At 70.3% G+C, this 20,342-nt stretch carries 20 protein-coding genes; 9 read left to right on the top strand and 11 right to left on the bottom strand.

Annotation, left to right across the window (positions count from 1 at the left end; genetic code table 11):
- Positions 1-12 precede the first annotated feature (12 nt).
- Positions 13-711 (bottom strand): Crp/Fnr family transcriptional regulator, encoded by a 699-nt coding sequence (locus AB0C69_RS05470; RefSeq protein ID WP_360350104.1) that lies wholly within the window; start codon positions 709-711, stop codon positions 13-15.
- A 190-nt stretch (positions 712-901) separates the two neighbouring features.
- Here AB0C69_RS05470 and AB0C69_RS05465 point away from each other — a divergent pair, with 190 nt between their 5' ends.
- Entirely contained in the window at positions 902-1,090 is a 189-nt protein-coding gene (locus AB0C69_RS05465) for a hypothetical protein (protein WP_052357975.1), read from the top strand.
- A gap of 4 nt (positions 1,091-1,094) precedes the next feature.
- Here AB0C69_RS05465 and AB0C69_RS05460 read toward each other — a convergent pair whose 3' ends face one another.
- The 6 genes from AB0C69_RS05460 to AB0C69_RS05435 all read right to left on the bottom strand — a co-directional run bounded on the left by AB0C69_RS05460 (position 1,095) and on the right by AB0C69_RS05435 (position 4,314).
- Positions 1,095-1,940: a peptidoglycan recognition family protein gene (locus tag AB0C69_RS05460; RefSeq protein WP_360350100.1), complete on the bottom strand. Its 846-nt coding sequence runs from the start codon at positions 1,938-1,940 to the stop codon at positions 1,095-1,097.
- A gap of 244 nt (positions 1,941-2,184) precedes the next feature.
- Complete coding sequence (gene rplI / locus AB0C69_RS05455) at positions 2,185-2,631, bottom strand: 50S ribosomal protein L9 (protein WP_179845259.1); 447 nt, start codon at positions 2,629-2,631, stop codon at positions 2,185-2,187.
- Positions 2,632-2,648: 17 nt separating this feature from the next.
- Complete coding sequence (gene rpsR / locus AB0C69_RS05450; protein ID WP_019631633.1) at positions 2,649-2,885, bottom strand: 30S ribosomal protein S18; 237 nt, start codon at positions 2,883-2,885, stop codon at positions 2,649-2,651.
- 82 nt (positions 2,886-2,967) lie between these two features.
- Positions 2,968-3,546 carry a single-stranded DNA-binding protein gene (locus AB0C69_RS05445; RefSeq protein WP_345178703.1) on the bottom strand — a complete coding sequence of 193 codons (579 nt, stop codon included), beginning with the start codon at positions 3,544-3,546 and terminating at the stop codon, positions 2,968-2,970.
- 37 nt (positions 3,547-3,583) lie between these two features.
- Positions 3,584-3,874 carry a 30S ribosomal protein S6 gene (gene rpsF / locus AB0C69_RS05440; protein ID WP_345178700.1) on the bottom strand — a complete coding sequence of 97 codons (291 nt, stop codon included), beginning with the start codon at positions 3,872-3,874 and terminating at the stop codon, positions 3,584-3,586.
- Positions 3,875-4,149: 275 nt separating this feature from the next.
- Positions 4,150-4,314, bottom strand: a complete 165-nt coding sequence (locus AB0C69_RS05435) for a hypothetical protein (RefSeq protein WP_345178699.1) — start codon at positions 4,312-4,314, stop codon at positions 4,150-4,152.
- Between the two features lie 221 nt (positions 4,315-4,535).
- On the opposite strand from AB0C69_RS05435, the gene AB0C69_RS05430 reads away from it, so the two are divergent.
- The 3 genes from AB0C69_RS05430 (at position 4,536) to AB0C69_RS05420 (ending at position 6,247) form a co-directional block, all read left to right on the top strand.
- Positions 4,536-4,847, top strand: a complete 312-nt coding sequence (locus tag AB0C69_RS05430) for a hypothetical protein (RefSeq protein ID WP_360350092.1) — start codon at positions 4,536-4,538, stop codon at positions 4,845-4,847.
- 65 nt (positions 4,848-4,912) lie between these two features.
- Positions 4,913-5,680 carry a deoxyribonuclease IV gene (locus AB0C69_RS05425; protein ID WP_353833963.1) on the top strand — a complete coding sequence of 256 codons (768 nt, stop codon included), beginning with the start codon at positions 4,913-4,915 and terminating at the stop codon, positions 5,678-5,680.
- A 183-nt stretch (positions 5,681-5,863) separates the two neighbouring features.
- On the top strand, positions 5,864-6,247 hold the full coding sequence (locus tag AB0C69_RS05420) for a DUF4190 domain-containing protein (RefSeq protein ID WP_345178694.1): 384 nt from the start codon (positions 5,864-5,866) through the stop codon (positions 6,245-6,247).
- Between the two features lie 11 nt (positions 6,248-6,258).
- Here the strand turns inward: AB0C69_RS05420 and AB0C69_RS05415 are convergent, their stop codons facing one another.
- A complete protein-coding gene (locus AB0C69_RS05415) occupies positions 6,259-6,726 on the bottom strand; it encodes a barstar family protein (RefSeq protein ID WP_360350089.1) in 468 nt (155 codons plus the stop codon).
- Positions 6,727-7,026: 300 nt separating this feature from the next.
- On the opposite strand from AB0C69_RS05415, the gene AB0C69_RS05410 reads away from it, so the two are divergent.
- Together AB0C69_RS05410 and AB0C69_RS05405 are read left to right on the top strand one after the other, a co-directional pair.
- Positions 7,027-7,506 carry a hypothetical protein gene (locus AB0C69_RS05410; protein WP_360350086.1) on the top strand — a complete coding sequence of 160 codons (480 nt, stop codon included), beginning with the start codon at positions 7,027-7,029 and terminating at the stop codon, positions 7,504-7,506.
- Positions 7,507-7,629: 123 nt separating this feature from the next.
- Positions 7,630-8,562 carry a MerR family transcriptional regulator gene (locus AB0C69_RS05405; RefSeq protein ID WP_360350083.1) on the top strand — a complete coding sequence of 311 codons (933 nt, stop codon included), beginning with the start codon at positions 7,630-7,632 and terminating at the stop codon, positions 8,560-8,562.
- A 1-nt stretch (position 8,563) separates the two neighbouring features.
- On the opposite strand, the gene AB0C69_RS05400 is transcribed toward AB0C69_RS05405, so the two are convergent.
- The 3 genes from AB0C69_RS05400 to AB0C69_RS05390 all read right to left on the bottom strand — a co-directional run bounded on the left by AB0C69_RS05400 (position 8,564) and on the right by AB0C69_RS05390 (position 15,585).
- Positions 8,564-10,000, bottom strand: coding sequence for a glycosyltransferase 87 family protein (locus AB0C69_RS05400; protein WP_360350080.1), 1,437 nt, complete (start codon positions 9,998-10,000; stop codon positions 8,564-8,566).
- Positions 10,001-10,094: 94 nt separating this feature from the next.
- On the bottom strand, positions 10,095-12,563 hold the full coding sequence (locus tag AB0C69_RS05395) for a transglycosylase domain-containing protein (protein ID WP_360350077.1): 2,469 nt from the start codon (positions 12,561-12,563) through the stop codon (positions 10,095-10,097).
- A gap of 475 nt (positions 12,564-13,038) precedes the next feature.
- Positions 13,039-15,585 carry a transglycosylase domain-containing protein gene (locus AB0C69_RS05390; protein WP_360350074.1) on the bottom strand — a complete coding sequence of 849 codons (2,547 nt, stop codon included), beginning with the start codon at positions 15,583-15,585 and terminating at the stop codon, positions 13,039-13,041.
- Positions 15,586-16,683: 1,098 nt separating this feature from the next.
- Here AB0C69_RS05390 and AB0C69_RS05385 point away from each other — a divergent pair.
- The 3 genes from AB0C69_RS05385 to AB0C69_RS05375 form a co-directional block, all read left to right on the top strand.
- Complete coding sequence (locus AB0C69_RS05385) at positions 16,684-17,307, top strand: PadR family transcriptional regulator (protein ID WP_179831420.1); 624 nt, start codon at positions 16,684-16,686, stop codon at positions 17,305-17,307.
- A gap of 71 nt (positions 17,308-17,378) precedes the next feature.
- A complete protein-coding gene (locus AB0C69_RS05380; protein WP_345182788.1) occupies positions 17,379-18,458 on the top strand; it encodes an inositol-3-phosphate synthase in 1,080 nt (359 codons plus the stop codon).
- 171 nt (positions 18,459-18,629) lie between these two features.
- On the top strand, positions 18,630-20,342 hold a 1,713-nt coding region (locus AB0C69_RS05375; RefSeq protein WP_360350069.1), incomplete at its 3' end, for an ABC transporter substrate-binding protein.

The following is a 20,342-nucleotide window of genomic DNA, read 5'->3' as shown; positions in this document are numbered from 1 at the left end:
GTGGGGTCGTACTTAGGAATCAGTGGAGTAGATCTTGCGAAGGCCCTCGAGGTCGAGGACGAGCATCCTGCCGTTGCGGGTCGCCACCAGGCCGTCGTCACGGAGCCTGGACCAGGTGGTGGACACCGACTCCCGGGAGATGCCGATGAGGCTGCCCAACTCGGTCTGGGTGCGCGGATAGGGGAGCCAGATGCCGTCCCGGTTGCTCCGGCCGACCTTCTCGACCAGGCTCACCAGGATCTCCGGGATCTGCATGGAGGTCTTGTGCTTCTGGAAGTGGATGTTGGCGGTCTGCTCGTCGACCCGCTCCGCGAGGATCTCCGTGTAGGTCCACCAAGCCTCCTTGTGGTTCCAGAGGAAATCCTTGAACTGGGTGTCCTCCAGCTCCAGCACCTCGACCTCGTCCAGGGCGCGCAGGGACGCGGAGCGCGGCTTGTTGAGCAGGCCCGCCATGTCCCCGACGATGTCGCCCTCTCCGCGGAAGGCCAGAAGCCTGCCGTTGGCCCCGGGAGCGGAGGGGTCTCCCGGCCTGGGGTCGGGCTCGGAGACGACGGCCGCCCACCCGCGCAGGATGATCATCACCGAGCGGGACCGGCCCCGCTGGCGGATCAGCCTGTCACCCGGCGGGAGGACGTCGCGGGTCGTGTACTCCAGCAGAGCCGCCCGCTCGGCCTTTCCGAGCCTTCCCCAGAAGGATGTTTCTTGAGTCATACACCGAAGTGTAAGCCTCCACATCGAGGTGTGGCCATACGCGCGGCCCCTTGTGAACCTAGATCGACGCGAGGGCCTCGGGGTCGACCGGGGTCAGCCCCCGGCCCCACCCCGTGGGCGCGGACGCGCCCGGCCGGCCCGATTCTCGGATTGCCGCCGCACCGCCAGTCACTCCCGCTACTATTCGAACATGTGTTCCACACATGGCGAGCGGATGGCCCGGCTGACTCAGGCGATCGACGACCTGGCGGCGGAGGGCCTCGCCGGCCTGCCCCCCGAGACCCTGGTCGAACGGGTGGCGGGCATCTGGTCGCTCGTCGAGGGCATCGATCCCGAGATCGCCCGCCGCCGCACCCGCTACACGACGCCCGAGACGTAGCGGCTCAGCCCAGGTCGTCGAGAGACGGCAGCAGCGGCGACAGGATCGACCCGCCGTCGGAACCACCGCTCTGGCTCGTGGAACTCTGGCTCGGCGCGCCCTCCAGACGTTCGGCCACCGAGCGCCGCAACTGGGGCAGCCGCGCGTAGAGGACGTCCCCGGGGCACGAGGTGTTGTTGTAGTCGCGGTGCCCCACGATGGCCTCGGACGGGTCGAGGTCGTACTTCTGGCAGAGCCAGACGCACACCTCCGTCAGCGATTTCCACAGGGCGCCCGGCACCGCCGCGGACATGTAGGTGCCCTCGTTCTCGATGCCGATGGTGTGCTGGTTGTGGTGCAGGACCTGCGCGCCGATGGCGAGGTCGCCGGACCGGATGGCTTTGAGGCTCCGGTTGCGCCCCTCCATCACGATGCCGCCGCGGCTGATCGTGAGCTGCTGGCCCGCGTCGTCCCAGCCGTTCTTGTTCATGTGGATGTTCTGGATGGACCGCGACAGCGCGAACGCGTGCGCGAGCGAGCGGTCCCGCGCGTTCGCCGTCGCCGTGTGGTGCACGATGATGTGGTCCGGCGGCCGGTCGACCACCTCCGCCCCGCGCCTCGGCGCCCTGGCGTTCCACTGCGCCCGCGTGTACACCTGCGGGGCGTCGGCCGTGAACAGCACGCGGTCGCCGGCCCCTCGGTCAGCCCCCGCCGTAAGATCTGCCGCCATGGCCTCATTCTGGCGGGACGTCCCCAGGGGCAGCATCTCCAGCAGCCCGGCGCCCACGACGCCGCCGATGACCGCCCTGCGTGTCAGTGCCCTGCCCGTGCTCCGCCGGTCGTGCGCGCCCTCCCCCGAATGCGCGATCACCACCGCCCCCCTTCGTCCCGCGACACTATGATCACGGAACGTAATCACCGCAAAGCTGATCACTCAAACACACGGCGATTCACGGGCGTTTCACGGGAAGTCCGCACATCCACGGCCTGGCAAACGCCGGCAGACCCCGCATCCCCGGCCCTTGCGACCAGGCCGAAAACGGGTTTCGGTTTGAGCACCAACGCCGACGACCCCCGGCCCTGAGCGGGTCCGGGGGTCGTCGAACGGTCGTGCGTCAGGCCTCGACGACGTTGACGTCGATCGTGGCGTTGACGTCGCTGTGCAGTCGCACGCTGACCCGGTGGGTGCCGACGGTCTTGATCGGGTTCCCGATCTCGATGCGGCGGCGGTCCAGGTCGGGGCCGTTGGCGGCGCGGACCGCCTCGGCGATGTCGGCGGCCGTGACGGCGCCGAACAGGCGGCCGTTGCTGCCGGTGCGGGTGCGCAGCGTCACGCGCAGCCCGCCGAGCCGGTCGGCGACCTCGCGGGCGTGCTCGACGGTCGCGATCTCGCGGGCCGAACGCGCCTTCTTGATCGAGTCGACCTGCTTCTCGGCTCCCCGGGTCCACTTGATCGCGAACCCGCGGGGGACGAGGTAGTTGCGGCCGTAGCCGTCACGGACGTCGATGACGTCACCGGGCTCGCCGAGCCCGGAGACCTGCTGGGTCAGGATGAGCTTCATGTTCTTTACCCCCTGCCTCAGCGCGCGGTGCTGGTGTACGGCAGCAGCGCCATCTCGCGGGCGTTCTTGATCGCCGTGGCGACGTCCCGCTGGTGCTGGGTGCAGTTGCCGGTCACCCGCCGGGCACGGATCTTGCCGCGGTCGGAGATGAACTTCCGCAGCAGGCCCGTGTCCTTGTAGTCGACGTAGGAGATCTTCTCCTGACAGAAAACGCAAACCTTCTTCTTCGGCTTGCGGGGAGGTGGCTTCGCCATCGTGGTGCTCCTTTGGGAGAGCCCCGCTCACGCGGGAATGGACGTGTACTCGTTGTCTCTTTGTCGCGCCGGAGCGGCGGTCCTAGAAGGGCGGGTCGTCGGAGAACCCGCCGCCGCCACCGCCGCCGGTGGCCCAGGGGTCGTCGGCCGGGGCGCCGCCCTGCTGGCCGCCGCCGAAGCCGCCGCCCTGCTGACCGCCGCCGAAACCGCCGCCGCCCTGCTGGCCGCCGCCGCCGAAGCCGCCGCCGCCCTGGCCGCCGCCGCCGAAGCCGCCGCCACCGCCGCCGCCGCCCTGCCGCTGGGTCTTGTTGACCTTGGCGGTGGCGTTGCGCAGCGACGGGCCGACCTCGTCGACCTCGACCTCGAAGACGGTGCGCTTCTCACCCTCGCGGGTCTCGTAGGAGCGCTGCTTGAGGCGTCCCTGCACGATCACCCGCATGCCGCGCTGCAGGGTCTCGGCCACGTTCTCGGCGGCCTGCCGCCAGACGTTGCAGGTCAGGAAGAGCGCCTCGCCGTCCTTCCAGTCGCCCGCCTGGCGGTCGAAGAACCGCGGGGTCGAGGCCATGCGGAAGGAGGCGACCGCCTGGCCGCTCGGGGTGAAGCGCAGATTCGGGTCCTCGACGAGGTTCCCGACGATCGTGATTACGGTGTCGCCTGCCATGGGGCTCGCTCCGGCTGCTGTGAGGGCTGAGCCTGGCTCAGTGGACCTCGGGGCGGATGACCTTGGTACGGAGGATCGACTCGCTCAGGTTGAGCTGCCGGTCGAGCTCCTTGACCGTGGCAGGCTCAGCCGACAGGTCGACCACCGCGTAGATGCCTTCGGACTTCTTCTGGATGTCGTACGCCAGGCGCCGGCGGCCCCAGACGTCGACCTTCTCCACGCTGCCGCCGTCGTCCTTGACGACCTTCAGGAACGGGTCGAGCGCCGCGCCCGCGGTGCGCTCGTCGATGGCGGGGTCGAGAATGGTCATGAGTTCGTAACGACGCATGCTGTGTCCCTACCTCCTCTGGACTGGTGCGGTCACGGTCTCTCCGTGACAGGAGGGCTCTTGCGTCCGTCGCGGCGGCGCCGGACCCGGATCGCCGGGCGGACCTGCCACGAGACCGATACAGGCTACCAACACTGGGAGGCGCACACGCCGGTTCCCCGAGCTGAGCGCCGGCGGAGTGGAGGGAACCGGGGTTCAGGGGTCGCCCCGGCACGAGGGACGCCGGTTTCCGGAGCGGAGCGCAGGGGCGGGCCAGGCGTGCGGCATGGGCGGACCTAGCGCCTTGCTTGGGACTGGGTGGGGCGGCTACAGCGGCGGCGTTCCAGTTCGGCCATGATGTCGGCCATGCGGGCGCGCATGCGGGCGGCCTGCGTGGTCAGCATCGACAGCTCCTCGACGAGCTCCGCGTCACCGATGAGCCCCAGCTCCGCTTGTTTCACGGTGTGCACCTCCTGCTCTTCCCCCGCTTCCCCTCGGAGGACGGACCCGAGCCGGTGTTCTCGAATCCGTGTTCGACCGTACCGGGTGCCGCCGACATTCCGCGCCGCCCACCGGTTGATCCCCGGCTTGGCTGGGAATTGCTTTACCCGCATGGTCCGTTCGGTCCCGCGCTCGCCGTGCGGCCACCGGCGCGGGAGTTCGAGCTGGAGGAGGGATCCCGATGTCCCAGCAGGCGACCGGCGCCGGCGCTCCGAAGCGCGCCGTCCGCGCCCAGAGCGAGGCCGAGCCCCATCGGCGGAAGGACGTGCTGGCGGTAACCGCGGTGACGCTCGGGATCGCGGCGCTGGTCCTCGGCTGGATCCCCGCGGCCCACTTCGCCGGGACGCTGCTCGGCGTCATCGGCCTGCCCGTCGCCCTGTACTCCCAGATGGTCTCCGCGACGACGAACGAGCGGTGGCTGAACGTGATCGGGATGGTCACCTCGTTCGTCGGCGCCGGCTTCGCGCTGAGCCACGGAGGCTTCTCGATCTGACCGCGGGGCCAGCGTGGCCGGCGTGACCGCGCGGCCTGTCGCAGGGCGCGGCTAGTCTCGTTGGCATGCGCATCGGAGCCCACGTCGACCAGAACAACCCGCTCGACAACGCCCGCGCGGTCGGCGCCGACGTCGTCCAGTTCTTCCTCGGCGATCCGCAGGGGTGGAAGAAGCCGGTGCTGCCCGAGGGCGTGGAGGCGCTGGCGGGTTCCGGCGTGGACGTGTACGTGCACGCCCCGTACACGATCAATGTGGCGACGTCCAACAACCGGATCCGGATCCCGAGCCGCAAGAACCTCACCCAGCAGCTGGAGGCGGCCGCGTCGATCGGGGCGAAGGCGCTGATCGTGCACGGCGGTCACGTGCTGAAGGACGACGACCCGGAGACCGGCTTCGAGAACTGGCGCAAGGTGTTCGAGCGGGTCGAATGCCCGATCCCGGTCTACATCGAGAACACCGCGGGCGGCGGGAACGCGATGGCGCGCAGGTTCGACCGGATCTCGCGGCTGTGGGAGGTGCTCTCCGGGGTGCCGGGCCTGGAGTCCAAGCTCGGTTTCTGCCTCGACACCTGCCACGCGCACGCGGCGGGGGAGGAGCTCGTCGACGCCGTCGACCGGATCAAGGCCATAACCGGCCGCATCGACCTGGTGCACTGCAACGACAGCCGGGACTCGTTCGGGTCGGGGGCCGACCGGCACGCCAACCTGGGCAGCGGCAGCATCGACCCGGAGCTCATCCTCGGCGTGGTGAGGGCGGCGGGCGCCCCGGTCGTGGTGGAGACGCCCGCCGCGGGCCAGGCCGACGACATCTCGTGGTTGCGTTCCAAGCTCTGACGAAGCAGAGTCGGGATCGTCGCCTGTGTCCGGGAACCGCGGTGGCGAGAGCGGCATCTAACTGCGCGTAGACCCAGCCTGACGACAAACTTCGAAGGTCACGTCACACTGGCATAATCCGGAACCAGCCCTCAGCGCACGCGTGCTCTCCGGCGGCGGGCGCGCGAATCGATCGGGAAGCACATGGCACAGCCCCCTTACGACCCCTACGGCTACGGAGCCCAGGACCCCTACGCCCAGTCCTACTCCCAGCCCCCGGCCGTGCAGCACCACTACTACGGGCAGTCGATGCCGGTCGCCCCGCCGACCAACGGGATGGCCACCGCGTCGCTGGTGTGCGGTCTGATCGGCTTCTTCGCCTGCGGCGTGACGTCCGTCCTCGCGGTGATCTTCGGGCACGTCTCGCTCGGCCAGATCAAGCGGACGGGCGAGGGCGGGCACGGCATGGCCGTCACCGGTCTGATCCTCGGGTACCTGATCTCCGCGGGCTGGCTCCTGATCCTGCTCTTCTACATCCTCGGGATCGCGATGTTCGCGGCGAGCGCCGGCTCCACCAGCACCTACTGATCCGGGCTTCCTCAGGGGAGCCGGGGGACGCCCGCCACTTCCACACCGACGCTCGACATCAGCACCGTCATGGGGGTGGGGGTGTCCCGCCAGTTCCTCACCGCGCGCCCGAACACGTCGAGGACGGCGCGCAGCGAGGCCGGGTCGGCGTCGGCCAGTTCCGCCCACGATTCGTAGAGCACCAGGTAGCCGTGCTTCGCGGGCGTCCATGACAGGTCCTTGAGGCATTCGCCGAGATCGTCCCAGTCGGCGCCCGCGCCCTCGGGCAGTTCGAACACGCCGCCGCACAGCCGCAGGAACGAGTCCCTGTCCCTGGCGCGGCGCCCGTCGAGGTAGAAGCCGCGCCAGCCGGCCTCGTCGGCGCGCTCCAGCCAGCTCGTGTCGCCGACGGCGCCCGGCACGGGAGGCGTCCGCCACTGGTAGACGCCCGGCCTCAGCCGCCCGGCGAGCAGCTCGGTCAGTGCTCGGTCCGCGTTCACGTCATCTCCCGGCAGTTCCCGCTCCCCGCCGATGCGCGGGGCCGGGGCGAGCCGCCCCGTCCGCCGCGTTCCGTTCCCCCACCCTCACCACGGAACCCGTCATAACCGGAAGATTCCGGCTATACCGCGCGTCCCTCCCCCCGCCCTCCTTCCCGCGGGGACGGGCGAGGCCTGCCCGTGGCGCATTCACGTGTCTTGACAGGGGTTCCGCCGACTCCTATTCTCTCGAATAGAGAGATGCTCAAATGACGAGCAACTCTTGGAGCGAGGTAGTTGCCCGATTCCGAGAGGAACACAGAGATGGACACCACGCCCACCGCCACGCCCACCGCCACCGGCACGCCGACCCGCGTCCAGGCCCACTACGAGAACGTCAAGAAGCTCGGCCACTGGACGACCGGCCGCCGCTTCGAGGTCCGCGCCCGCCGCGGCCTGGTCGTGCTGGACCTGCGCTCGCCGCGGATCCCGGACGGCGACATCGAGATCGAGGTCGACCTCGACCACGCGATGGTGAAGCTGCTCGTCCCGCAGGACGCCCGGATCGACCACTGGGACCTGCGCTACACCGGCCGCGGCCGCGTCAAGGACTGGACCGGCGAGAACGGCGACGGCCGCGCGATCCGCGTCACCGGCGAGGTCCGGCACGGGGAGATCCGCGTCCACCGCGGCGGCGTCGCCACCCTGTCGGCGATGTTCTCCCGCGAGTTCGTCCAGGACGTCCGCCGCGCCCGCCGCGAGGGCACCACCCCCACCGTCGCCGATCCGGCCCACGAGGACTGAGCCGGTCCCAGCAGCGTCACGGGCCCGTCCGGCGATCCCCGGACGGGCCCTTTCCCCGCCCGATGTGAGAGCGTGCGATTCCGGGTTGAGTCTCCAGCGGGTGGAGGCCGCAGGGTGAGGGGCATGGACGGCGACACCACGTACACGATCGGCGAACTGGCGCGCCGCACCGGGCTGCCGGTGCGGACGATCCGGTTCTACTCCGACGCCGGTGTCGTCCCGCCCACCCGCCGCACCGAGGCCGGTTACCGGCTGTACGACGCGGACGCCGCCTCGCGCCTCGACCTCGTGCGGACGCTGCGGGACCTCGGCGTCGACCTCGCCACCGTCCGGCGCCTGCTGGACCGGGAGGTCGACGTCGGGCAGGTCGCGGCGGCGCACGCGGACGCGCTGGACGTGCAGATACGCACGCTCAGGCTGCGCAGGGCCGTGCTGCGGGCGGTGGCCAGACGCGGATCGACCCCCGAGGAGATCGAACTCATGCACAAGCTCGCCCGGCTGTCCGACGAGGAGCGGCGCCGGATCATCACCGACTTCATCGACGAGTCCTTCGCCGGGCTCGACCTGCACCCCGGCTTCGCGGAGAAGATGCGCGCCGCGCTGCCGGATCTGCCCGACGAGCCCGAACCCGAGCAGGTCGACGCCTGGGTCGAGCTGGCCGAACTGGTCGGCGACCCCGGATTCCGGGCCTCGGTGCGCCGGATGGCCGAGTTCCAGGCGGCCGAGGTCGCGAAGGGAGCCGTCCCGGACCAGTTCGCCGCCCTCGCCGACCTGACCCAGAAGAAGGCGGAGCAGGCCATCGCGGACGGGATCGAGCCCGGCTCGGAGGCGGCCCGCCCCGTCGTCGACGAACTGGTCCGCGCCTACGCCGACGCTTGGGACGCCGCCGACGACGCCGCCTTCAGGCGCGATCTGCTGCGGCGGCTGGAGATCGGCACCGACCCGCGCACCGAGCGGTACTGGCAGTTGCTCGCCCTCATCAACGGCTGGCCCGTCCCGCCGACGCTGACGCCGCTCTACCAGTGGTTCATCGACGCGCTGCGCTCCCGCGGCTGACTCAGGTGGGCAGGGGCACGCCGGCGTGGTGGTCGCCGCGCCGGCGTGCCAGCGCCACCACGTCGGGTGCGCCGTCGAGGACGCCGCCCGCCGGGTCGTCGTCCCCGTCCGACCGGACGATGTCGGCGGACGGGACCAGGACGTCGCGCACCACCAGCACCGCCAGGAGGAGGACGGTCACGAACCGGGCGAGCAGCGCCAGCGTGTAGACGTCCTTGCTGATCCCGCCGTCCGGAGCGTCCAGGCTCAGCACCGCCGACAGCGTTCCGGCCAGGTCGGCGCCCTGCGTCTGGGCGGACACCGACAGCAGGAACCACCAGATGCCGAAGAAGTAGGCGATCTCGCCGAGCTGCCAGGCGACGAACGCCGGCAGCTTAGGCCGCGCCAGCACCGCCAGCGGCAGCAGCCACAGGACGTACTGCGGCGACCAGACCTTGTTCGGCAGCATGAACGCGACCAGCACGAGGAACATCAGCTGCGGCAGACGCGGGCGGCGCGGGGCGGCCAGGGCGAGGACGGCGATCCCGGCCGCGAGGACGAGGAACGTCCCCGTGCCGTACAGGTTGAGGAGGCCGGTGTCGGAGGCGGGCTTGTCCAGCCCGTGGTCCTGCAGGACGAAGAAGATCGAGCCCCAGTCGATGCCGCGCTTCTGGCTGAAGGTGTAGAACTCCTTCCACCCGTCCCACGCGAAGAGCATCACCGGCACGTTCACGGCCAGCCATCCGGCGGCGGTTCCGGCGAGCACGCGGCCCATGGGGCGCCACTGCCCGGCCCGGACGCACAGCAGGACGAGCGGCCCGAGGAACAGCAGCGGATAGAACTTCGCCGCGATCGCCAGGCCGAGGAGGACGCCCGCCAGGGCCGGGCGGCGCGCCGACCAGGCGGCCAGTGCCAGCGCCGACAGCGCGACCGCCAGCAGGTCCCAGTTGATGTAGGCGGTGAGGAGGAGCGCGGGGGACAGCGCGATCATCAGCCCGGCGCGCAGGGACCGGCGCCCGGCCGCGTACGCGGTGGCGAGGACCGCGACGACCGCGAGGACGGCGAGGAGCAGGACGGTGACGTTGTAGAACGCGAGGCCGCGCCCGTCCACCCCGAACGGCTTGACCAGCCACGCGACCAGCTGCATGAAGCCGCCGCTCAGCACCGGGTACTCCACGTACCGGATGTCGGAACCGGTGAACGTGTCGAAGTACGGGAGCTTCCCGTCGCTGAGCCCGCGCACGTAGTAGAGCGGATAGACGTCGGTGTAGCAGGCGTTCGCCGTCGTCTTGAGGAAGTCGAACCGCGCCGACGCGCAGGGCTGCTTCTGCAGCCAGCCGAGAAGGCACGTCAGGGCGGTGAGCCCGGTCAGCACCGGCGCGAGCCGCTTCAGCCGTCCGGGAGCGTCCGCCCGGTCGCTGTCGGCGGACATCGTGAGCCTCTCCGTGGACGACGACATGGACAGCAGCCTATTCGCCCGGGAGCGCGGGCGATCAAGAACGGGAACGGCCCGGAGCCGTGGGGCTCCGGGCCGTCGCGTCGCGGACGCGCCGCTAGTTGTTGGTGGCGGGGTCCTGCTTCCGGCAGGCCGGGTCGTTCTTGTGCTCGGGTTTCGCGCACCACCAGGTCTTGTCGCCGGTCGGAGGCAGGTCGGGGTTGCAGCCGAGCGGCATGTTGTACTGGTTGCACGGCACGTCGCCCGACGTCGGCGGGGTGATGGTCGGCGTCTCCGTCGGCTTGGGCGTCTCCGACTGGCATCCGGCCGGCGGCCGCTGCCCGCGTCCCTGGCCCTGCCCCTGGCCCTGTCCCGGCTGGCAGGTCGGGGTGTTGGTCGGCGTCGGGGTCGAGGACACCGTCGGAGTCGGCTTCGCCTTCGCCCACGGGGCGACCTCGCCGCCGTTGACCGGCGGCGGGAACGGCGTGATGTCCTTGCCCTCCAGGGCCTTCAGCATGAAGGTCTTGAAGAGGTCGGCCGGGACCGTACCACCGTAGACCTGGCTGTAACTTCCCACGCCGATCAGCGACTTGCGGTTGCCGTTCTTGTCCTGCCGCCACATCGCCGCCGACGTCACGAGTTCCGGCGTGTAGCCGACGAACCAGGCCGACTTGTTCTCGTCGGTGGTACCGGTCTTGCCGGCGACCGGGCGGGCGCCGAGGCTCGCGCGCTTACCGGTACCGCTGGTGACGACCGCCTGCATCGCGTTCGTGGCGTCGGCCGCGACCCCCTCGTCGAAGGCCGTCGTGGGCTTCTGCCAGGGCAGCTTCTCCAGCGGCTTCTGCTTGTTGTTCACGATGGAGCGGCCGCGGTTGTCGGTGATCTTGGCGATCACGTGGGCCTCCCGGTGCTTGCCCCCCGCCGCGAACGTCGAGTAGACCGACGCCATCGTGACCGGGCTCGCGTCGATGACGCCCAGCGGCAGCGACGTGATGGTGTTCGAGAGGTTCGGGGTGTCGTCCGGGATGCCCATCTTCTTGGCCATGTCCACGACGTTGGCCAGCTGGACCTTCTGCCCCAGGTCGACGTACGCCGTGTTGATAGACATCGCCGTCATCTGCTTGAGGTTGTAGACCCCGTTCTCCGAGCGGCTGTCGTTGGTGAAGGACGCGCCGTTGATCGTGCGCTTGTAGCTGCCGTCCATCGTCGTCCGCAGGCTGATGCCCTGGTCGAGCGCCGTGGCGAGCACGATCGGCTTGAACGACGAACCGGGCTGCACCTTGCCCTGGAAGGAGTTGTCGAACTGCTGCTTGCGGTAGTCGGGTCCGCCGTAGGCGGCCACCACGCCGCCCGTCTTCGGGTCGATCGCCGCGAGGCCGAACTGGATGTCGTTCTTCAGCCCGTTCTGCTTGCGGATCTGCGAGACGGCCTTGTTGGTGTAGTCCTGCAGGTCCTTGCGGAACGTGGTGGTGATCTTCAGGCCGCCGGTCTCCAGCATCTGCTCGTCGATGCCGAGCGACTTCAGCTCGTTGATGACGCGGTCCTGGAGGTAGCCGGTGTTCGGGTCGTCCGGGACGTCGCTCCAGTTCTTCTGCGTCTGGGGGAACTTCGCCTGGGCGCGCTTGCCGGAGTCGAGCCAGTTCTTCTCGACCATGCCGTCGAGGACGTAGTTCCAGCGGCTGATCAGCGCCTTCTTGGCGGGGTTGGAGTCGGGCCCGTAGGTGGCGAAGTAGCCCGGCCGCTGGATCATGGCCGCGAGCATCGCCGCCTGCGACTCGTTGATCTCGGTGACGGGCTTGTGGAAGTAGGCGCGGGACGCGGCCTGGATGCCGTAGGCGTGCCGTCCGAACGGGACCGTGTTCAGGTACAGCTCCAGCACGCGCGCCTTGTCCATCTCCTTCCCCATCCGGATGGAGATGAGGATTTCCTTGAACTTGCGGCTGACCGTGCGGTCCTGGCTGAGGTTCGCCCAGTAGTTGCGGGCGAGCTGCTGCGTGATCGTCGAGGCGCCGGCGACGTCGCCGCCGGTCCCCGCCCGGTACATCGCGCCCAGGATGCCCATCGGGGAGATGCCCGGCTCGTGCCAGAAGTTGCGGTCCTCCGCCGCGAGGACGGCGTTCTGGACGTGCTTGGGCACCTTGTCCAGCGAGATGTCCTCGCGGTGGGTGCCGATGCGCGCCAGCGGCGACCCGTCCGAGTAGGTGATCACCGACTCCTGGGCGGCCGCGGCCGCCTGCTTCTCGTTCGGGATCGGAGTGTTGGCGTAGGCGACGATGACGAGCGTCGCCAGGCCGAGGATGATCACGCTGACCGCGGCGACGACGATCTTCCAGTTCGGGACGTAGCGCTTCCAGCCCGTCTTCTTCTGGCCCGCCTCGTCGGTGCGCTTGCGCTCGCGACGGCCGCCGCCGCGCCCACCGCGTCCGCCGCGCCCGCCGCCGCGTCCCTCGTCACCCCAGAAGTCGTCGCCGCCGCCTCCGGAGCCGCCGCGCCCGCCAGGGCCGCCGGGACCGCCGGGACCACCCGGACCGCCGGGGCCGCCCGGGCCCCCCGGTCCGCCGGGAGGGCCTCCGGGGCCGCCTCGCATGGGCCGGCCGCCGCCTCCCGAACGCATGGCCGCGGGCGCGCCGCGGCGCCGCGCACCGCCCGGGGCGCCGGCCCGCGAGGGCCCGCCCGGCCTGCCGCCGGGGCGCGGCGTCCTGCCAGGTGGGGGCGAGCCGCTCGGCGGACCGCCCGGCGGACCGCCCGGCGCGCCGCGCTGCCCGCCCGAGGGCATACCGGAAGAGCCGGGACGGGGGGAGCCCCTCCGGCCAGAGCCCTCTCCGAAATCCGGTCCGTATCGGCTTGGGTTACTCACGCGGCCTCATCAACTGGGGGACGGCTTTGCGTCGTCCGAGCGTACTGTGCCCCCGGCGCGGAGGTGGCCGCTGAGGCAAGGCTCACCTTCGTGGGAAGGGGCGGGCGCATGCGCTCAAAGGCGCCGACGTGCGGCGAATCGCCAGGATGCTCCATGTCACACCCCCATATCCAGTGGACGGTTCGGTTCGCGTTGGCCGGCCGGTTCATTCGGGCGGCCTGGCCAGCAGCAGGGGCCGCAGGCTCTCGGTCTGGGCGGCCCGCCCGCCTCTCCGGTTGCGGCAGGCGGGGTCGCCCTGGTGCATCTGGCACCACCACCGCGGCGGCGGGTTGCTCGGCGGCTTGTTCGGGTCGCAGTTGCCGTTCTGGAAGGGGGACTGGCACGGCTGCTTGCCGTCGCCGCCGTCGCCGCCGTCGTCCTGGCAGCGCGGGTCGAACTTGCCCACCGGGGTGTTGCACCACGGCGGCTTGCCCTCGTCGTCCTTTTTCTTCTTCTCCGGCGGCTTCGCCCACTTCTGCTCGATCCCGCCCCATGCGGGCGGCGGGAACGCCTGCGCGTCCATGCCGCGGACCGCGTTCGCCATGTAGGACCGCCAGATGCGGGCGGGGATCGTGCCGCCCTCGACCTCGCCGATCTGCGGCAGGATCACCGACTTCTTCTTGCCGTCCGGGCCGACCGCGTCGTTGTAGATCGTCACCGCGGTCGAGACCTGCGGGACGTACCCGACGAACCACGACGAGACGTTCCGGTCCGTCGTACCGGTCTTGCCCGCGGCCTGGCGCCCGTCCGGCAGCGCGGCCGCGGTCGCCGTCCCGCTCCTGATGACCTGCTGCATCGCGTACGTCGCGTCCGCGGCGACCTTCGGGCCGAAGACGCGGCGCTTCTCGTAGTCCGGGCGCAGCCGCACCGTCTTGCCGTCCGACTTCTTGACCACGCGGATCACGTGCGGCTGGTGGTACGTGCCGCCGTTGGCGAACACCGCGTACCCCGCCGCCTGCTCGATGGGCCGGATGTTGTTGACGCCCAGCGCGAGGTTCAGGCAGCACTTGTGCGGTTCCAGGAGGTCGGACGCGATGCCGGCGTCGGTCTCGGTCTTGATCGCCTCCTCGATGCCGACCTTGCCCATCAGCTGGATGAACGCGGTGTTGACCGAGTCCTTCGTCGCGGTGATCAGGTTGATCGCCGGGCCCACGTCATGGCTGTTCGGGACGATCACGGGGCGGCTCGGGTCGTCCTTGGGCACCACGCTGCCGTCCGGGCCGATCGGCGTGTTCGACCGGCCCTCGACGAGGCTCTTCAGGCTGTAGTTCTGCTTCAGCGCCGTCGCGAGCACGTACGGCTTCATCGCCGACCCGGCCTGCGCCGAGCCCTGCCACACGTTGTCGAAGGACTGGGCCAGGTAGTCGGGACCGCCGTAGAACGCGACGACCTCGCCGTTCGCGGTGTTCACCGACACCAGGCCGACCCGGATCTTCTTCTTGGCGAGCTTCTTCGGGTCCACCTGCGGGACGGTCTGCTCGGCGGCCCGCTTGGCCATCGCCATCTTCTTGCGGTCGAACGTCGTGTAGACCCGAAGGCCCTGGGTGGTCAGCTCCTTGGTGTCGATGCCCTGCCGGTCGAGCTCCAGCTTGGCGCGCATCAGCATGTAGCCGCGCTGGCCGCCGTAGAGCTGGTTGCTGGTGCCCGCCTTACGGAGCTTGGGCGGGCCCTGCTTGATGTACTTGTCGGCGTCGGCCCGGCTGAGCTTGCCCATCGAGACCATGCCGTTGAGCGTGTACTGGTACCTGCCGGTCACCCATGCCTGGCTGGCCTTGTCGCCCGGGTCCCGGTTGGGGTTCTGGATGATGCCGCCGAGCAGGGCCGCCTGGTCGGGCCGCAGCTTCCACACGTCCGTCCCGAAGTACTCGCGGGACGCGGCCTGGATGCCGTAGGTGTCGCGGCCGAAGTAGATCGTGTTCAGGTAGAGCTTGAGGATCTCGTCCTTGGAGTGCTCGTCCTCCAGCTTCAGCGAGATGAACAGCTCCTGGAACTTGCGGCTGACCGTCCGGTTGTTCGGGTCGGAGTAGTAGTTCTTCGCGAGCTGCTGGGTGATCGTGGAGCCGCCGCCCGACCCGCCGGTCAGGTTCTTCCACACCGCCCGCGTCGTCCCCTTGACCGAGAACCCGGGGTCGGTGCGGAAGCTGCGGTTCTCGGCCGCCAGCACGGCGTTCTGGACGTTCGGCGGGATCTTGGCCAGCTCGACGCTCTGCCGCTTCTTGCCGATCCGGCCGATCTCGGTGCCGTCGGTGTAGTAGAAGATCGACGCCTGGTCCTCGACGCCCGCGACCGTCGGCTCCTTGGGGGTCGGGGTGTTGGCGTAGGCGACCCAGACCAGCGTGACGAACGCCGCGAGGCCGAGGCCGCAGACACCGCCCACGACCTTCCAGGACGGGATGAAGCGCCGCCAGCCGGTCTCGCGGGAGCGCAGGTGGCCGAGAAACCCCTTCTTGCCGGGCGGCCCATGCCGTCCTGGCCCACCGGGACCACCCGGACCGCCGGGGCCGCCGGGTCCTCCAGGGCCGAAGGGACCACCCGGGCCGGCAGGGCCGCCCGTGCGGTTGGCCGCGCGGACGCCGCCGCCGCGGAACTTCGCGGTCACCTTCGCGCCGAGTTCCTGTCCGGCCTTTCCGAGCTCACCGAGCTTCTCGCGCACGCCCGGCTTCGGGGCCGCGCCGGGCATCCCCGGCGTCCCGAACACCGCAGGCGGCCCCATTCCCCCCGCACCGGGCCCCATGCCGGGCGCGTTCGGGAAGCCGGGACCTCCCGGCGCCCCCATTCCCGGAGCCGCCTGGCCGCCGGGGGGTCCGCCCATCCCAGGACGTCCGCCTCCCATTCCGGGACCGCCCTGCATGCCGGGGGCGCCTGGCGGCTGGAATCCACCAGGTCCGCCGAACCCACCGGGACCGCCGAAACCACCTGGACCGGGCGGCGGCCCGCCGGGGCCGCCGTTAGGACCGAACCCACCGTTGCCGCCGAAGCCGCCTTGTCCAGGCATACCGCCCGGCCCGCCCGGCCCGCCTTGGCCGGTCGGCACGACCGCGTTTCCCGGAGCGTTGCGTCCGTCCGGGGCGACCGGTCCGCCTGGCGCGCTGGGAGCGGCGTGGCGGCCGGTGGACGGAGGGACCGGGCTCGAAGGGCCGCCCAGCGGACCCGGGCTCGCGCCAGGAGCGCCCATGTGACCGGGCCCTCCCGCCGGTCCCGGCGGGGCGGGGTTCTGGGGCATGCCAGAGGAGCCCGCGGGGTTCGTTCCGGCGGGCTCACCGTGGGCGCTCGGAAAGCCGGGGTCGCCGGAGTCACCGGGACGGGGATTCTGGTGCCCGCCCGGCCTCTGCGACCCAGGTTCCGGTCGGGGCTGGCTTGGATTACTCACGCGACCTCATCAACAGGGGACAACGGTTGTTGCCGAGGGCCGGGTGGCTCCCGGCCCTTGTTGCGGCTCGTGCGCCGTCCGAAGAGTACTGTGCGGGCTGGTGAGCGGGGGGAGCGTGTGCTCGGCGAAGGACGCCCCGGCCGGTCCGCGCCCCGAGGGGTCGGTGCTCCTCCTCACGTGCTCACCGTTCCGGGCGGTCCCGGGATCGAGGTCGTGCGACGCGGCCAGGTGATTCCAGGACGCAACTTTGACACATTTCCACCACATACACCCTGAAATCGCCACATTCGCGATACGGGCCGGTGGGGCCATCCGGGGCGTCCCAGGTAGATCGCCACTTGCCAGGACGAGCCGGGCTACGTATCTTGTCGATGTATCGAGTCGATACATTCACTCGATACATCGGATCGAGACATCGGCTTCTGCGGAAGAGGGACCGGGATGGCGGCCAAGAAGGGCGCGGGCGTGCTGGAGCTCGCCGTGCTCGGGCTGCTGCACGAGTCCCCGATGCACGGATACGAGCTGCGCAAGCGGCTCAACACCCTGCTGGGCATGTTCCGCGCGTTCTCGTACGGCTCGCTCTACCCGTGCCTCAAGCAGCTCCTGGCCAACGGGCTGATCATGGAGGACCGGCCGGAGGAGCCGAACGCGCCGCTGGCGCTGCAGAGCCGCCGATCGAAGATCGTTTACAAGCTCACCGCCGACGGCAAGGAGCGCCTGCAGTTGCTCCTCACCGAGGCCGGCCCGGCTTCGTGGGAGGACGAGGGGTTCGGCGTGCACTTCGCCTTCTTCTCGCACACCCGTGCCGACGTCCGGCTGCGGATCCTCGAAGGCCGGCGCAGCCGGCTGGAGGAGCGCCTGGAGAGCGTTCGCGCCGCCCTGGCGCGAACCCGCGAACGAGTCGACTCCTACACCCTGGAACTGCAGAACCACGGGCTGGAGTCCGTCGAGCGCGAGGTCCGGTGGCTCAACGAGCTCATCGGGCGCGAGCGGGCCGAGCAGGAACAGCAAGCACAGTCAGCTAAGCGAATTGACCAGGACATGCCTCGGGACGAGGGCCGCTGAGCGGTGGCCCAGTGCCTTCGGGGACGGGTGAGTCTCCACCACATGTTCCGCAACAGAGAAGGAGCGACCGGATGGGTTCCGTGCGCGTAGCCATCGTCGGTGTGGGCAACTGCGCCTCTTCGCTCGTCCAGGGCGTCGAGTTCTACAAGGACGCGGCCCCTGACACGCGAGTTCCCGGCCTGATGCACGTCCAGTTCGGCGAGTACCACGTGGGCGACGTCGAGTTCGTGGCGGCGTTCGACGTGGACGCCAAGAAGGTGGGGATGGACCTCTCCGAGGCCATCCACGCCAGCGAGAACAACACGATCAAGTTCGCCGACGTGCCGCCCACCGGGGTGACCGTGCAGCGCGGGCACACTTTCGACGGCCTGGGCGAGTACTACCTGGACATGGTCGAGGAGTCCGACGCCGAGCCGGTCGACGTCGTGCAGGCGCTGAAGGACGCCGAGGTGGACGTCCTGGTGTCGTACCTGCCGGTGGGCTCCGAGGAGGCCGACCGCTTCTACGCCCAGTGCGCGATCGACGCCAAGGTCGCGTTCGTGAACGCGCTCCCCGTGTTCATCGCCAGCGACCCCGAGTGGGCGCAGAAGTTCACCGACGCGGGCGTGCCGATCGTCGGCGACGACATCAAGTCGCAGGTCGGCGCCACCATCACGCACCGCGTCATGGCCCGCCTCTTCGAGGACCGCGGCGTCGAGCTGCTGCGCACGTACCAGCTCAACTTCGGCGGCAACATGGACTTCATGAACATGCTGGAGCGCAAGCGGCTCCAGTCCAAGAAGATCTCCAAGACGCAGTCGGTCACCTCGCAGATCCCGCACGAGATGGCGAAGGCGGACGTGCACATCGGCCCGTCCGACCACGTGCCGTGGCTGGACGACCGCAAGTGGGCCTACGTCCGCCTGGAGGGCCGCTCCTTCGGCGACACGCCCCTCAACCTGGAGTACAAGCTGGAGGTCTGGGACTCCCCGAACTCCGCCGGCGTCATCATCGACGCCGTCCGCGCCGCCAAGATCGCCAAGGACCGCGGCATCGGCGGCCCGATCCTGTCGGCCAGCTCCTACTTCATGAAGTCGCCGCCGGAGCAGTACAACGACGACCAGGCGCACGACGCGGTGGAGAAGTTCATCCGCGGCGAGATCGAGCGCTGAGAGCCTGATCACAGAGCGCCCTGAGGACGCCCTGACAGTGGACATTCCACTGTCAGGGCGTCCTTACTTCTGTAGAGAAACGGTGATGTACCGGCTCTTTGTCACGCTCTGGCCCTACTGTGACACCGCCGGTGACTAGCGCGCCAGGCTCTGAGTCAGTGAGGTGACACCGTGGCGGCACGCGAAATGATCAAGGTGACGGCGGGGGTGGCGGGTCTCGTGGTGGGGCTCGCCGGATGCGCCGGAGGAGGTGACGGCGCGACCGCGGAGGGCGCGTCCCGCCAGGGCGGCACGCTGCGCGTCGTCGGGTCCTCCGACGTCGAGCACCTCGACCCCGCGTCCGTGGCCAGCGTCGGCGCGTACGGGCTCGTCCGCACGTTCGCCCGGACGCTGTTCGGGAACCGGGCGTCCAACGACTTCCAGGAGACGGTCCCCGTGCGGCCCGACGTCGCCGAGCGGATCCCGACGCGCGAGAACGGCGACGTCGGCAAGGACCGCCGCACCTACACGGTCCGGCTGCGCGACGGCGTCCGGTGGAACACCACCCCCCCGCGCCCCGTCACCGCCCAGGACTTCGTCCGCGGCTTCGAACGGCTGTGCAATCCGGCCTCGCCGTCCGCCGCCAAGGGCTACTTCGTCTCCACGCTCAAGGGCATGGACGCGTTCTGCCGCGGCTTCGGCTCCGTGAACGCCAAGGACGCGCGGGCGATCGCCGCCTACCAGCGCGACCACGGGTTCGAGGGCGTCCGCGCCAAGGACGACCGGACGCTGGTGTTCAAGCTGAAGCGTCCCGCCAGCGACTTCCTCAACCTGCTGTCGCTGCCGGTCACCGCGGCCGCGCCGCAGGAGTACGACCGGTACGTCCCGGACGGCGCCGACTTCCGGCAGCACACCGTCTCCGACGGCCCGTACCAGATCACCGACTACAAGCCGGGCATCTCCTATCTGCTCACCCACAACCCGGCATGGCATGCGGGTTCCGACCCGCTGCGCGAGCGGCACGTCGCGAAGATCCAGATCACGCTGGGGCAGGACTCGCCGGAGACCGTCCAGCAGCAGATCGAGCAGGGCACCGCCGACCTCGCGTGGGACCAGCCCGTCCCGACGTCGGCGATCCCGCGGCTGCGCGACGACCCGCGCTTCGCGATCAGGGAGACCCCGAACAACAGCCCGTACCTGGTCTTCAACACGCGCAGCCCCCGCAACCGCGGCGCGCTCGGCGACCCCGCGGTCCGGCAGGCGCTGGAGTACGCCGTCGACCGCAGCGCCCTCATCAAGATCGTCGGCGGGCCGTCGGTGGCGAGGCCGCTGCACACGGTGATCCCGCCGGGCAACTCCGGCTACGCGGCCGTCAACCACTACCCCACGCCCGGCGAGTCCGGCGATCCCGCCAAATGCCGCGAGCTCCTCAGCAAGGCGGGCCGCACCGGCCTCACGCTGAAGTTCCCCTACCGGACGAACAGCGTCCACAAGCTGATCGCCCAGTCCCTCGCCCAGAACCTCGACGCCTGCGGGGTCGAGACCGAACTGACCCCCGACTCGGGCGGCTCCTTCTACTCCAGCACCCTGTCCACCCCGGCCCGCGCCCGCGAGGGCAGCTGGGACATCGCCGCCCCCGGCTGGGTCCCCGACTGGTACGGCAACAACGGCCGCTCGATCATCCAGCCCCTCTTCGACGGCCGCACCTACGGCCCGGGCTCCACCAACTACGGCGGCTACGACAACCCGCAGGTCAACGCCCTCATCGACGCCGCCCTCACCGCCCCCGACACCCAGCGCGCCGCCGGCTACTGGCAGCAGGCCGACCAGAAGATCATGGAGGACGCCGCGATCGTCCCCCTCCTGGACCGCGCCCAGACCACCTACCGCTCCTCCCGGGTCCAC

It is taken from the genome of Actinomadura sp. NPDC048032, from assembly GCF_040653175.1.
GTDB classification, from domain to species: Bacteria; Actinomycetota; Actinomycetes; order Streptosporangiales; family Streptosporangiaceae; genus Spirillospora; species Spirillospora verrucosospora.
This window is presented reverse-complemented; position numbering and strand designations above follow the sequence as displayed.